General features: G+C 73.9%; 11 protein-coding genes. 8 read left to right on the forward strand and 3 right to left on the reverse strand.

The window, feature by feature from the left end; translation table 11 throughout:
* Positions 1 to 194 precede the first annotated feature (194 nt).
* Positions 195 to 1,142 carry an MBL fold metallo-hydrolase gene (locus tag ACYSUO_RS40680; protein ID WP_461781238.1) on the forward strand — a complete coding sequence of 316 codons (948 nt, stop codon included), beginning with the start codon at positions 195 to 197 and terminating at the stop codon, positions 1,140 to 1,142.
* Positions 1,143 to 1,160: 18 nt separating this feature from the next.
* Here the strand turns inward: ACYSUO_RS40680 and ACYSUO_RS40685 are convergent, their stop codons facing one another.
* The gene (locus tag ACYSUO_RS40685; RefSeq protein ID WP_461781239.1) at positions 1,161 to 1,610 is read right to left on the reverse strand and encodes a nuclear transport factor 2 family protein; all 450 of its coding nucleotides are present in this window, start codon (positions 1,608 to 1,610) and stop codon (positions 1,161 to 1,163) included.
* Between the two features lie 149 nt (positions 1,611 to 1,759).
* Between ACYSUO_RS40685 and ACYSUO_RS40690 the strand changes: the two genes are divergently transcribed.
* The 7 genes from ACYSUO_RS40690 to ACYSUO_RS40720 all read left to right on the forward strand — a co-directional run bounded on the left by ACYSUO_RS40690 (position 1,760) and on the right by ACYSUO_RS40720 (position 11,967).
* Complete coding sequence (locus tag ACYSUO_RS40690) at positions 1,760 to 3,409, forward strand: class I adenylate-forming enzyme family protein (RefSeq protein ID WP_461781240.1); 1,650 nt, start codon at positions 1,760 to 1,762, stop codon at positions 3,407 to 3,409.
* Positions 3,409 to 5,145, forward strand: coding sequence for an FAD-dependent oxidoreductase (locus tag ACYSUO_RS40695; RefSeq protein WP_461781241.1), 1,737 nt, complete (start codon positions 3,409 to 3,411; stop codon positions 5,143 to 5,145). Before ACYSUO_RS40690 ends, ACYSUO_RS40695 begins: the two co-directional genes overlap by 1 nt.
* Positions 5,142 to 5,954 (forward strand): SDR family NAD(P)-dependent oxidoreductase, encoded by an 813-nt coding sequence (locus tag ACYSUO_RS40700; protein ID WP_461781242.1) that lies wholly within the window; start codon positions 5,142 to 5,144, stop codon positions 5,952 to 5,954. Before ACYSUO_RS40695 ends, ACYSUO_RS40700 begins: the two co-directional genes overlap by 4 nt.
* Positions 5,955 to 6,011: 57 nt before the next feature.
* Complete coding sequence (locus ACYSUO_RS40705; RefSeq protein ID WP_461781243.1) at positions 6,012 to 6,968, forward strand: aromatase/cyclase; 957 nt, start codon at positions 6,012 to 6,014, stop codon at positions 6,966 to 6,968.
* Positions 6,965 to 8,755 carry an acyl-CoA dehydrogenase gene (locus tag ACYSUO_RS40710; protein ID WP_461781244.1) on the forward strand — a complete coding sequence of 597 codons (1,791 nt, stop codon included), beginning with the start codon at positions 6,965 to 6,967 and terminating at the stop codon, positions 8,753 to 8,755. Before ACYSUO_RS40705 ends, ACYSUO_RS40710 begins: the two co-directional genes overlap by 4 nt.
* Positions 8,733 to 9,548, forward strand: coding sequence for a 4'-phosphopantetheinyl transferase family protein (locus tag ACYSUO_RS40715; RefSeq protein ID WP_461781245.1), 816 nt, complete (start codon positions 8,733 to 8,735; stop codon positions 9,546 to 9,548). The genes ACYSUO_RS40710 and ACYSUO_RS40715 overlap by 23 nt, the downstream gene beginning before the upstream one ends.
* A gap of 184 nt (positions 9,549 to 9,732) precedes the next feature.
* A complete protein-coding gene (locus ACYSUO_RS40720; RefSeq protein ID WP_461781246.1) occupies positions 9,733 to 11,967 on the forward strand; it encodes a condensation domain-containing protein in 2,235 nt (744 codons plus the stop codon).
* 69 nt (positions 11,968 to 12,036) lie between these two features.
* Here ACYSUO_RS40720 and ACYSUO_RS40725 read toward each other — a convergent pair whose 3' ends face one another.
* A complete protein-coding gene (locus ACYSUO_RS40725; RefSeq protein ID WP_426899475.1) occupies positions 12,037 to 12,480 on the reverse strand; it encodes an iron chaperone in 444 nt (147 codons plus the stop codon).
* A 55-nt stretch (positions 12,481 to 12,535) separates the two neighbouring features.
* Positions 12,536 to 13,153, reverse strand: a complete 618-nt coding sequence (locus ACYSUO_RS40730; RefSeq protein ID WP_461781247.1) for a VOC family protein — start codon at positions 13,151 to 13,153, stop codon at positions 12,536 to 12,538.
* Positions 13,154 to 13,290: the final 137 nt, after the last annotated feature.

Genomic DNA, 13,290 nt, shown 5'->3' on the forward strand with positions numbered 1-13,290 from the left:
CGGGTGGGGGGGCGCCCGGCGGCCCCCCGCCGCGCCCCCCCCCCTACCCGGGGGGGTGGCGCGGCGGGGGGGCCCGCGGGGCCCCCCCCCCGGGGGCCCCCCCCCCCGGGGGCGGCACGGCCGGGGCTCGTATCCGACCCCCGTGGCGTGCGCCGCAGCGCGTCCCCACCAGCGACCGCATCAGGAGACAGGCCGTGCATCCGAGCCCCCTCGACCGCCCGACGGACACCCCCGCTCCGGCGGGCCGCGCCGTCGAGATCGCCGACGGCGTGCACGCCTACCTCCAGGCACCCGGAGGCTGGTGTCTCAACAACGCCGGAATCATCGTGTCGCGAGGGCAGAGCGCGCTGTTCGACACCGCGGCCACCGAGACCCGGGCCCGCCATCTGCGCAGCACCGCACTGAGCCTCAACCCCGCCCCACCGCGCACCGTCGTCACCTCGCACTTCCACGGCGACCACGCCTTCGGCAACTTCGTCTTCCCCGAGGCCCTCGTCATCGGCCACGAGCGCACCCGTACGGAAATGACGGCGGCCGGCCTGCACCTCACCGGCATGTGGCCGCACGTCGACTGGGGCGGCATCCAACTCGCGCCGCCCACCGTGACCTTCCGCGACCGGCTCACCCTCCACGTCGGCGACCTGCGGGCCGAACTCGAACACATCGGGCCGGCCCACACGTCCAACGACACGGTCCTGTGGCTGCCCGAGCGCCGCGTCCTGTTCACCGGCGACCTCACCATGAACGGCGTGACCCCGTTCTTCCTCATGGGCTCCCTCGCCGGATCGCTCGCCGCGCTCGACCGGCTGCGCGGCTACGGCGCACACACCGTCGTGCCCGGGCACGGGCCCGTGGGCGGCCCCGAGGTGTTCGACGCCGTCGAGGGATACCTCCGGCTCGTGCGGCGCCTCGCCGAACACGGCCTGCGCGCGGGACGGACCGCGGCGCAGACCGCCCGCGGCGCCGACATGGGGCGCTACGCCGGCCTCGTCGACCCCGAACGGCTCTGCGCCAACCTCCTTCGCGCGTATGCCGAGTTGGAGGGTCTGCCCGCCGACGCCCCGCTGCCCGACGCGGACAAGCACGCCGCGCTCGACGAGATGCTCGCCTTCAACGGCGGGACCCTCTGCTGCCGGGCCTGAGCGCCCGTCGCCACGAGGTCACAGATCGTCCCGCGTCACCCGCCGCCGGGACACCAGCAGGGAGCCGTCCGCCGCACGCTCGAGCACGTCCTCGCACACGCACACCCGGTGCACCCGTGAGTCACCGCCGACGGTCGACGCGTACACCGTCGTATAGGCACGCACCTCCACACGCCCGGCATCACGCGCCACCACGTCGAACATCGACATCACGTGCCGCAGCCGCACCCCGGCCCGAGCCGTCCCGGCGGCGGCCGCCGTCAACGACGCGGCCAGCGCGGCCCGGCCGTGCAGCGGAGCAGGCAGCGTCGGCACGTCGAAGACCGCGTCGACGGTGAAGGTGCCCGCCCACTCCCGCGCGTCCCCCCGGTCGAAGGCCTGCATCTGCCGCGCGTAGAACTGCTGGACCCGCGCGTACAGGGCGGCGAACGCGGCCGCGTCCGCGGCGGGTTCGGTGTGTGCGGTCATCTCTGTCCCCTCGTCGGACACCGCGAACGAGTTCCGGTGTGCGTGGACAGCCTCTGCGGCCGGAGTCGAGCGACCTTCGAACATTCCTCGAGTCGCGGCGCCGAGCGTGAGGCAGCACCACGTCCCGCCCGCGCAAGGAGGCGCAGACCGTGCCGCAGCTCAGCCACCCGGACCTGCCGCTGGACGGCCTCGTACGCCGTGCCGCCGCCCGGACCCCGCACGCACCCGCACTGACGACACCGCACACCGTCGTCACCTTTGAGGAACTCGACGCGCTCACCGACCGCGTGGCCCGCTTCCTGAGACCCACAGCGGGCCCCGTCGGCGTCGCCAACTCGCTCGACACCGTCTTCCCCGCCGCGTACTACGGAGCCGCCCGGGCCGGCCGGACCGTCGTCCTGCTCAACCCTCTGGTCAGCGACGACGCTCTGCTCCACGCGTGCGCCGCGGCGGCCGTCGAGACCGCCCTGGTCCCCGCGGCCACCGCCGAGCGACTCGGGCGCCTACGGGGACGGCTGCCGCGGCTGCGCACCGTCGTCGTCACGGACGCGGAGGCCGGACCCCTTCCGCGTACGACCGTGGCCCTGGAGGCGGCCCTTGCCGGTGCGTCGCCGAGCGGCCGCCTCCCGGAGACCGTCGATCCCGGGGCGGTGGCGTGCGTCCAGTTCACGACCGGGACCACGGGCGTGGCCAAGGGAGTGTGCCTGACCCACCGCAACCTCGTCGCCAACGCCGCGCAGACCGCACTGGCCCAGCGCCTCGACGCCGCCTCGACCACCCTCAACCATCTGCCGCTGTTCCACCCGATGCACCTCAACTCGGCCGTCCACGCAGCCAGTTCGCAGATCCTGTGCCGGGACCCGGACCCGCTCGTCGCCCTCGACATCGCCGCGGACCGGGGCGCCACCCACTACTACTCCCTGCCCGCACGCCTGCACCGCCTCGCCGCCGACCCGCGCCTCACCGCCACCGCGCGAGCCCGCCGGACCCGGCCGCGGCTGACCGCCGTCATGTCCGGGGGCACCGCGCTCGCACCCGAATCCGCCCACCGGCTGCGCGCCGTCCTCGGCGTCCCCGTCGTCCAGGGCTACGGACTGGCCGAACTGTCCCCGCTGTCCCACATGCAGCGCCTCGACGACCCGGTGGAGCACGGATCCGTCGGCCGCGCCGTGCCGGGCACCGAGTGCCGGATCGTGGACCTCCGCACGCACCGGCCCGTCGCCGCGGGAACCACCGGCGAGGTGCGGGTGCGCGGGCCCCAGGTGATGGCGGGCTACCTCGATCCGCGGGCGGAGCCCGTGGTCGACGCCGACGGCTGGCTCGCCACCGGTGACGTGGGCCGGCTCGACGAGGAGGGCCGGCTGTACGTCCTCGACCGTCTAGACGACGTCTTCAAGCACGACAACGAACTCGTCGCCCCGAGCCGGGTGGAGCGCGTCCTGGCCGCCGACGAACGCGTCGCCGAGTGCGCCGTCGCGGGCAGCCCCCACCCGGTGCACGGGCACGTCGCGTGGGCCGCAGTCGTGCTGCGCGGCACGGACCCCACCGCCGACGAACGCACGACCCGTGCCGTACTCGAGTCCATCGCCGCCCGCGCGGCCCACCGGCTCGCCGACTTCGAACGCGTCCGCCGCATCGACGCCCTCGACGTCCTGCCGCGCACCCCCACCGGCAAACCGGACCGTCGTGCCCTGCGCGCACTGGCCCACGCCGCCGCCGACCCCCGCCCCGCCGCACCCTCAGGCACTTCGGAAGGAACCCCCGCCATGACAGCCCTCACCCACCCGGCGAGCCCGTGATGCCCGCCCGCACGGACACCGACCACGACGTTCTCGTGGCGGGCGCCGGACCCGTCGGCCTGACCACGGCGTACGAACTGGCCCGCAGAGGGCTGCGCGTACGTGTCGTCGACGCGGCCCCCGGGCCCGCCCGCACCAGCCGGGCCGTCGCCGTGCACCCGCGCACGCTGGAGACCTTCGACCAGATGGGCGTGGTCGACGACATCCTGCGGCACGGCCGGCGCAACGCGGCCTTCACCATGTACGCCACCGGCCGGCGCCTCGTACGCCTGGAGGCCGACTACACGTCGATGCCCACCCGCTACCCGTACACCGTCATCATCGGGCAGACCCGGACCGAGGCGGTCCTGCGGGCCGCGCTCGACCGGCTCGGCGTGCGCGTCGAATGGGGGGTGCGCCTTGAGCGTCTTGAACAGGACGAGCACGGCGTACGGGCGTGGCTGCGCCACGCGGGCGGCGACGGCGCGGACCCGCCAGAGCGCTGCGACGTGCCCTGGCTCGTGGGCTGCGACGGCGGGCACAGCACCGTACGCAAGGCCCTCGGGCTGCCGCTGCTCGGCGAGAGCCGGGACACCTGGATGCTCGCCGACGCCCGCGTCCGGATGGACCTGCCGCCCGACACCATCTACTGGGTGCACACCGGCGGACAGGCGCTGATGATGGTCCCCTACGCCCGCGAGGGGCACTGGAGACTGCTGGACACCGCGCCCGCCGACCGGGACGCGAAGGCGTGCGCCGAGCGGTTCTCCGCCAAACTCTCCCGCGGGCTCGGCACACCGGTGCGCGTCGAGGAGCCCGAGTGGACCTCGGTGTTCACCTTCCAGCAGCGGATGGTCCCGCGCATGCACGACAACCGTGTCTTCGTGGCGGGCGACGCCGCGCACGTCCACAGCCCGGCCTCCGGTCAGGGCATGAACACCGGGGTCCAGGAGGCCTACAACCTCGCCTGGAAGCTCGCCATGGTCCATCGCGGCCACGCGGGCAGGGCCCTGCTGGACACCTACAGCCAGGAACGCGTCCCCATCGGTGCGGCGCTGCTGAACTCCACCCGCAAGGCCACCTGGCTGGTCCAGTTCAAGAACACGATGGCCGCCGTCGCCCTGCCCCTCGTCTTCACCGTCGTCCGCGCGGTGCCCGCCCTGCGCCGCGCCATCCAGCGCAAGGTGCTGGGCGGCATGTCGGGTCTTCGCCTGCACTACGCGGACTCGTCGCTGACCACACCGGGCCGCGACGCCTCGCGTGCCCGGCGGCAGCGCGGTCCGCGGCCCGGGGAGCGGGCGGCCACCGCGGCCACGGTCGGCGAACAGCTGGCGGGTGAACTGCGCGACGTCCGCTGGTCGTTGCTCGTCGCCCCGAGCGCCCCGAGCGCCCCGAGCGCCCCGAGCGCCCCGAGCGCCCCGCACGGCGAGGCGCAGCCGGTCGCGCGCCGCGCCGCCCGCGAACACGGCGCGTGGCTGTCGGTGCGCACGGTCGGCGGCGTCGACGACGGGGCCGGGCCGCGGCAACTCGCCGACCCGGACGGCAGCCTCCGCGCCGCCCTGGGGCTCGAGCCCGGAGCCTGGGCCCTGGTGCGCCCCGACGGCTACCTCGCCGCGCGCGGCGCACACCTGGCCCCCGGGGAACTGGAGCGCGCACTGGCCCCGCTCGAGCGGCACTCCGCCGCACGTCGAGCGATCCAGGACACGGTCGAGACCACGAGCCCAACACGCCTTAAGGAAAAGGAGCCCACACGATGACGTCAGCCGCCGCCTCCGCCCCCGCCTCCCCGTCCGCCGGGCCGGTCGCCCTGGTCACCGGCGCCACGAGCGGCATCGGTCTTGCCGTCGCCCGCGACCTGGCCCGCCGCGGCCACCGCGTCTTCCTGTGCGCCCGCACCGAGGACCAGGTCAAGCAGACCGTGGAGGACCTGCGGGCGGAGGGCCTCGAGGTCGAGGGCGCCGTCGCCGACGTGCGCTCGTCCGAGTCCGTCGCCGCGCTCGTGCGCAGCGCCGTCGAGACCTTCGGCCCGATCACCGTCCTGGTCAACAACGCCGGCCGCAGCGGTGGCGGCCCCACCGCCGACATCCCCGACGACCTGTGGTTCGACGTCATCGCCACCAACCTGCACAGCGTCTTCCTTGTGACCCGGGAGGCGCTGAAGAACGGCGGCCTCGCCGGCGCCACCGGCGGCCGGGTCATCAACATCGCGTCGACCGCGGGCAAGCAGGGCGTCGTGCTCGGCGCCCCGTACTCCGCCTCCAAGCACGGCGTCGTCGGCTTCACCAAGGCGCTCGGCAAGGAACTCGCCCCCACCGGCGTGACCGTCAACGCGGTCTGCCCCGGATACGTGGAGACCCCGATGGCCGAGCGGGTCCGCCAGGGCTACGCGAGTGCCTGGAACACCACGGAGGACGAGGTCCTGGAGCAGTTCGAGGCCAAGATCCCGCTGGGCCGCTACTCGACGCCGGAGGAAGTGGCGGGCCTGGTCGGCTACTTGACGACCGAGTACGCCGCCTCGATCACGGCCCAGGCCCTCAACGTCTGCGGCGGCCTGGGCAACTTCTGACCCCGGCCCCCGACAGCCCCTGAGTACAGAGACGAGTACAGAAACGAGGTGTACGACATGTCCGCTGAGCGAGTGCACCGTACGACGCACGAGGCGACCGTGGACGCGCCGGCGGGCGTGGTCTACGGGCTGGTCGGCGACGTCTCCAACTGGCCGCTGTTCTTCCCGCCCAGCGTGCATGTGGAACAGCTCGAGTTCGACGGCAGCCACGAACGGCTGCGCATGTGGGTGCGGGCGGGCGGCGAGATCACCTCATGGACCTCCCGCCGTGTCCTCGACCCCGCCCTGCGCCGCATCGACTTCCGCCACGAACTGCCCGCTTCCCCCGCACAGTCCATGGGCGGCACATGGGCCGTCGAGGCGCTGGCACCGGACCGGTCCCGGCTGACCCTGACCCACGACTTCACGGTCGCGGGCGACGACCCCCGTCAGGTGGCCTGGCTGGAGGAGGCCACCGACACCAACAGCCGGGTCCAGCTGGACCAGGTGAAGCGGCTGGCCGGGCAGTGGGGCCGGCTCGACTCCCTGGTGCTTGCGTTCGAGGACTCGGTACGGGTCAACGGCCCCGCGGAACTCGTCTACGACTTCCTGTACCGGATCGACGACTGGCCCGAGCGGATCCCGCAGGTGTCCCGGCTGGTCCACGCCGAACACGCCCCCGGGATCCAGGTGATGACGATGGACACCCGCACGGACGACGGCGGCGGATACACCACCGAGTCCGTACGGATCTGCTTCCCGCACGCCGGGCGCATCGTCTACAAGCAGACGTCCACCCCGCCCCTGATGGCCGCGCACACCGGCGAGTGGACGGTGGTCCCCGACGAGCGCGGCGTCACGGTCACCTCCCACCACCAGGTACTCGTGAACGAGGAGGCCATCACGCGGGAACTCGGCCCCGGCGCGGACCTGACCACCGCCCGCCAGCATCTGCGCAGAACACTGGGCGCCGCGGGCCTGGACACCCTGCGCCTGGCCAAGTCGTACGCCCAGAGCGCGGTCACCGTCCTGTGACCGCCCCCGCGCAGCCCCGCCCGCGGCCCGCCGCCCCGCCGCCCGACGCCGATGAGCGCGCCCGGCGCCTGGAGGACCTCCTCGGTGACCCGGCAGACCCGGGCAACCCGCACGGCCGGCGCGCGCTGCTCGCCGCCGACGAGCGGGGGACCGCCCCGGAGGCCACCGAACAGCTGCTCGGCGACGCCCGGTTGACCGCCGAGTTCGTCCCCCGCGAACTCGGCGGTCTGCTCGGCAGGCCCGACGACCTCGCCCAGGTGCTGCGTCCGGTCTTCCGCCGCGATGTGGCCCTGGGCTTCGGCCACGGCCTCATCGCCCTGTTCGGCGCGTCCGCCGTCTGGGCATCCGGGAACGACGGTCAACGGGCTCTGGTCGCGCGGGAGTTGCTGGTCGGTACCGGCGGTCGCGTCACGCATCTGCACCACGAACTGACCCACGCCAACGCCATCCTGCGCGACGAGTTCACCGCACGGCGCACCGGTGACGTCTTCCGCGTCGACGGACGCAAGGACGTCATCATCAACGCCGCACGGGCCCGCCTGTTCGTCATGTACGCCCGCACCGACGCGGGCCCGGGGCCACGCAGCCACTCCGTCCTGCTGCTGGACCGCGACCGCCTGCCCCCGGACGCCGTGCGCGCGCTGCCGCGTGTGCCCACCCCCGGCATGCGCGGCAACCACTTCTCCGGACTGGAGTTCCGCTCCTGCTCCGTCCCCGCGCACACCCTCGTGGGCGACGTCGGCGACGGCGTGCCCCTGGCCCTGCGCACGTTCATGGTCAACCGCTGTCTGATCCCCGCCGCCCTGGTCGCCGGAGTCGACAGCGCGCTGCGGCTCGCCGTGCAGGCGGCCACCGCGGGGCGGGCGGACGGCCGGCCCGTGCGCCGTCACCACACCGCGCTCGCCGGAGTCTTCGCCGACCTGCTGGCCTGCGACAGCATGGCGCAGACGGGGCTGCGGGCCCTGAGTCTCGTGCCCGACAGCGCCCACCTCGCCGCCGCGGCCGTCAAGCTGACCACGCAGGACATCCTGCGGGAGAACCTGGACGAGATCGCGACCGTGCTCGGCGGCCACGGCTACGACCACGACTCCCACTACGGCGCGTTCGGCAAGCTCGGCCGCGACCTGCCCGTCGCCGGTCTCGGCCATGCGGGCCGCGCGGCCTGCCAGTCGGTCCTCGTCCCGCAACTCCGCTCCCTGGCCCGCACGTCCTGGTTCTCCGCACCCCCGCCTCCCGCGCCGCTGTTCGACCCGTCCGCCGCGCTGCCCGACCTCGACTACCGCGCGCTGTCGCTGTCCGGCGGCGACGACGTCCTGCACGCCGCCCTGCTGCGCACCGCCGACCGGCTCGCGGCCCGGCGTTCCAAGGACCCGGAGCGGGCGGCGCTCGCACGGCTCGCGGAGGCCTTCGTCAAGGAGTCCCGCACCCTGCGCGCCGAGTGCGCCACGCTGCCCGCCTCCGTCGTGGAGACGCTGGCCGACCCCCGCGTCTGCGCGCTCGTGGACCGCTACGTCCTCATCGCCGGTGCCGCCGCCTGCCTCGCCGCCTGGGAGGGCCGGAGCGAGACGGACTCCTTCCTCGCCCAGCCGGCCTGGCCGGTGCTGGCCCTCTCCCGGATGCTGCGCAGACTCGGATCCACCGGGCCCGCCGTCCCCGACGGCGTCACCGGCCAGGTCCTCGCCGAACTCCTGCACCGGTACGGGCACCACCGCAGCCTCGACCTGTACGACACGCCTCTCGCGGGCCGGAAAGGAGGCGGCGTCCATGCGCCGGCCGGTGATCAGTGACCCCCTGCACGTGCTGCCCCGCGGGCCCTGGCCCCAGGTCCACGAGGCACTGGGCCGGCACGGCAACGCGGTCGTCCACACCACGTGGGGCGCCTGGCTGCCCGCGACCGTCACCGAACGCCGGCTGCGCCGGATCCTCGGCCGGGGCGACTGGCTGCGCTGGCGACGCATCCCCGATCCGACGGTGCGGCACCGCTTCGCGGCCTCACGGCTGCTGATGAAGTTCACGGCGGCCGCCGCGCTGGACACCCGACCCGAACTCCTCGAAGTCGCCTACGGGTTGGGCGGCAGGCCCTTCCTGCGCGGGTTCGACCAGATCGACCTCAGCCTCACCCACACCGGGGAGTTCATGGCGGTCGGGCTGAGCAAGGACGGCCGGATCGGCGTCGACGCGGAACCCGCCGACCGCAGGATGAACGTCGAGGTGCTGCACACCCAGATGTGCACGCCGGCGGAGGTCGCCGCCATGACCGGCCTGTCGCCGGACGAGAGGGCCGCCCGCACGCTGCGGCTGTGGACCCTGAAGGAGGCGTACACCAAGGCGCTCGGCCAGGGGCGCCGCCTGCGCTTCACCGAGTTCGGCTTCACCGCGGACGGCGACCGGCTCCTCGCCGCGGACGGCGCCGCCCCCGACCACGCGGCCTGGGGCTTCGCCACCCACCACGTCCTGGGCCGCTACCTCCTGAGCACCGCCTGCCACGACGAAGGGCTCGACGCGGATCACGACGTCTCGGCGCGCAGCACGCTCGACCCGGGGTTCGCCGCGGCCATGGCGCACTTCTCCAACCCCTGACCCGCCGCGCCGCCCGCCGGACTCGAGACCGGTTCGGGACGCTCTGGACGATCGCTCGGTTCCGGGGCCGCGCGGCAGCGCGGCGGCGGACGCGCGCAGCACACTCGTGTTCGGACGGTGCCGATACCGAGCCGAGGTGTGCCGGGAGGACGCATGCCTCGCATGCCGACCCAGGAGATGCCCGATGACCGAGAACCAGCCCTACGGCGTGCCACCTGCCGGTGCCGCAGTCCCCGGGACGGACGCGGCGGGCACAGTGACCCTGACCGAGCATCAGATCGCGCTGCTGCGCTCCGCCGGCCCGCACGCCCCGCCCGCGTCCGTCACCATGCCGTTCGCCATCGATCTGCGCGGCCCGCTGGACGAGGCGGCCCTCAAGGACGCGCTCGCCCGGCTCGTCGTGCGCCACCCCCGCCTCACCGCCCGGCTGCGGCGGGATCCGGAAGGCCGGCCCTGCCTCGACGTCGATCCCGCCCGCATCCCGGTCCTCGAACAGCTGCGGCCCGAACCGTCGGGCCGCACCCCCTCCGCGGTCATGCTCGCCGAGGCCGCCCGCGGTCTCGATCCCGAACGCACCGGGATGCTGCGCGCCGTACTGATCCGCCACCGGCCCGAACACCACACCCTGCTGCTCGTCGTGCACCGCCTCGTCGTCGAAGGGCACTCGGCCGGCCTGCTCCTGGCGGACCTGCTGGACGCGTACGGGCCCGAGGACGGAGCCGTACCGCGCGGGGTGGCACGCCCGGTGGCCGACGTCCCCGGCGCACCCACGCCGGGGACGGAGGAGACCGTCGCGCTCCCGCCGCACCAGCACGGACTGCTGCTGGACGCGCTGGCCCACCAGAGCACCGGCCGCTACGTCGAGCAGCTGTTCTGGCAGTGGCACGGACCGCTCGACGTCGAACGGTTCACGGCCGCGTGGCAGTCCGTCGCCGACTGCGAGACCGTCCTGCGGGCCGCCTTCGACCTCGACGAGACCCCGCGCCTCGTCGTGCACGACCACGTACGCGTCGAAGTGGCCCGGCACGACCACGACGCGGCCGACTGGGACGCCCTGATGGAGCGCGACAGGCTGCGGGGGTTCGATCTGCGGGTGCCCGGCCTGCTGCGCGCCACGCTCCTGGAGGACACGCGCGGCGCCGGCGACACCGCCGCGACGGGCCCGCCCTCGACACGGGTCCTGATCACCTTCCATCACGTGCTGCTGGACGCCTGGAGCGTCTCCGTCCTGCTCCAGGAGTTCTACCGCGCCTACCTCGCCGACGGTGTACTGCCGGGCGGGGAGCGCCGGCCCGACTTCCGGGACCACACGCGCTGGCTCGCCGCCCAGGACACCGGGCCCGCCCGGGCCTTCTGGGCCACCGCCCTGCCGCCCGGGAAGCCGCTGGTCAGGCCGGGGGTGTCGAGTTCCGCCCACGGTCTGCCGGGCTGGGGCCGGGCCGAGGAGCTCCTCGGCCGCGAGGAGGCCGGACGGCTGCGCGCCTGGTCGACCGGTCACGCCGCCACCGAGTCCGTCGCGCTGCAAGCGGTGTGGGCGCTGCTGCTCTACCGGGCCACGGGCGCCGAGCTTCCCGCGCCGGTCGGCTTCGGGGTCGTGGTGTCCGGCCGGGGGATCGCCCTGGAGCATGTGGAGCGGCTGCCCGGTCTGTTGATGAACGCGCTGCCCATGGTCGTGCGGGTCGACCCGGGGCGACCGCTGCTGCGACTGCTGGGCGAACTGCGCGACCGCGCGCTGGACATGGCGTCCTACGAGTGGGTGTCCGTGGACCTGGTCCACGAGTGGAGCGGACGACCGGCCGGCGAGAAACTCTTCGACAGCCTCGTCGCCTTCGAGCACCGCGCCCGGGTCCCCGACTCCCTGTCCGCCGCACTCGCCGCGCAGGACATCCAGGTCGACGCCCCGGCCCGCTCCGGTACCTCGCACGCCTTCCCCGTCACCCTGCTCGCGACGGCCGAGCCCGACGGCTCGCTGCTGCTCACCGCCGTCCACGACCGCGTGCGCGTCGCCGACGCCGACGCCCGGCGTCTGGTGGGGCTGTGCGCGCGGCTCCTGCGGGAGCTGCCGGACACGGTCGACGGGGCGACGACCGTGGGCGACATCCTCGCCACCGTCGCCGAAGCGGAGCTGCCGCGGGTGGCGGGACCCGGCTCCGGCCGCATCGAGGGCGGCCGGGACGCGAGCTGGCCCGACGTGCCCCAGACCCGGCTCGTACGGGAGGCATGGCAGGCCGTGTTCGGTGCGCCCGTGCACGATCCCGCCGCGCACGCCGTCGAATCGGGAGCCCATCCGCTGGTGGCCGTGCACCTGTTGCGCGAACTCAACCGGCGCGCGGGCAGCGACGTGCGGCTGCACGAGCTGCTCGCACGCCCTCGGGCCGGTGACCTCGCGCGGCTGCTGCACGAGCACGCGCGGCAGTGACGCGCGACGCACGTACGACGACGGCGGGCCCGGCAATCTGCCGGGCCCGCCGTCGTCGTACGTCCGCCGTCAGCTCACGGCCTGCTCGACCAGGGCCGCGATGCGCTTCTCGTCGGCCTCCGTCAGCTTCGTGAGGGCGAACGACGTCGCCCACACATTGCCGTCGTCGAGCGCCGCCTGGTCGCTGAAGCCGAGCGTGGCGTACTTCGACTTGAACTTGGCCGCGCTCTGGAAGTGGCACAGCACCTTGCCGTTCTTGGCGTAGGCGGGCATCCCGTACCAGAGCTTGGGGGTGAGTTCGGGGGCGGCGCTCGTGACGATGGCGTGGATGCGTTCGGCGAGCAGCCGGTCGTCCTCCGCCATGTCGGCGATCTTCGCGAGCACCTCGGACTCCGTGTCCGCCTTGGAGGCGCGCGAGCCGCGCTTCGTCTCCTTGGCGCGGTCCTTCATCGCCTCGCGTTCCTCGGCGGTGAAACCCTCGTGCTTCTCGGCTGCCTTCTTCGTGGTGGCCATGTCACATGCCCTTTCGTGGTGGGGGAACGGTGTCGCGAGCCGCAGGACCCGGGGGTCAGGCCTCGGTCTCCCAGACGAAGCCGTCGGGGTCGGTGAAGGCGGCGCCCGTACTGCCCAGGACGATGCAGTGCGAGCCGGAGCCCTCGGCGTCGACGCCGAGGTCCTTGGCCAGGCCCCGGCGCTTGTAGAGCGCCAGCTTGACGGGGCTGGAGTCGTCGGACTTGAACTCGGCGTACTTGCCGCCGAAGCTCTTGCCCGCGGTCAGGCCCTTCTCGACGTAGAACTGCTTGGTCGCCTTGACGTCCTCGACGCCGAGCAGCAGGACGGTCTCGTCGATGTTCCGGGTCGCCGGGCCGCTGTCCTTCTTCGAGGAGGTCGCGACCTTCCAGATGGTTCCGTCCGGCGCCCGCAGCACCCCGCCGTAGCCCCACAGGGACTTCTCGGCGGGCTTCAGGGTGGTGGCACCGGCGGCGAGGGCGGATCCGATGAGGCTGTCCACATCGGCCGGCTGGGAGACGGTCAGCGCCAGGGTGAACCCGCGAAAGCCCTCCGACGGCGACTGGGAGGCCCGCAGCCGCAAGGTCGAGGAGTCCAGGCCGAACGCTTCCTTGTAGAACTGGGCGGCGGCCGCGGGGTCGGCCGCCTCGAGGGTGACGGATGCGATGGAAGTCATGCTGTTCAAGCTAAGTCCGAGGGGCCCACCACGGCTTCTTCATTCGTGCTCAATGCGAGAGGCCGTGGACGGGAGCTGTAGCCGTTCTCGACCGGTCCTCGAGCGGGCCACGACGCGATCACGGCAGTCTGCCGAGT

The sequence above is a fragment of the Streptomyces sp. UC4497 genome (assembly GCF_054871485.1).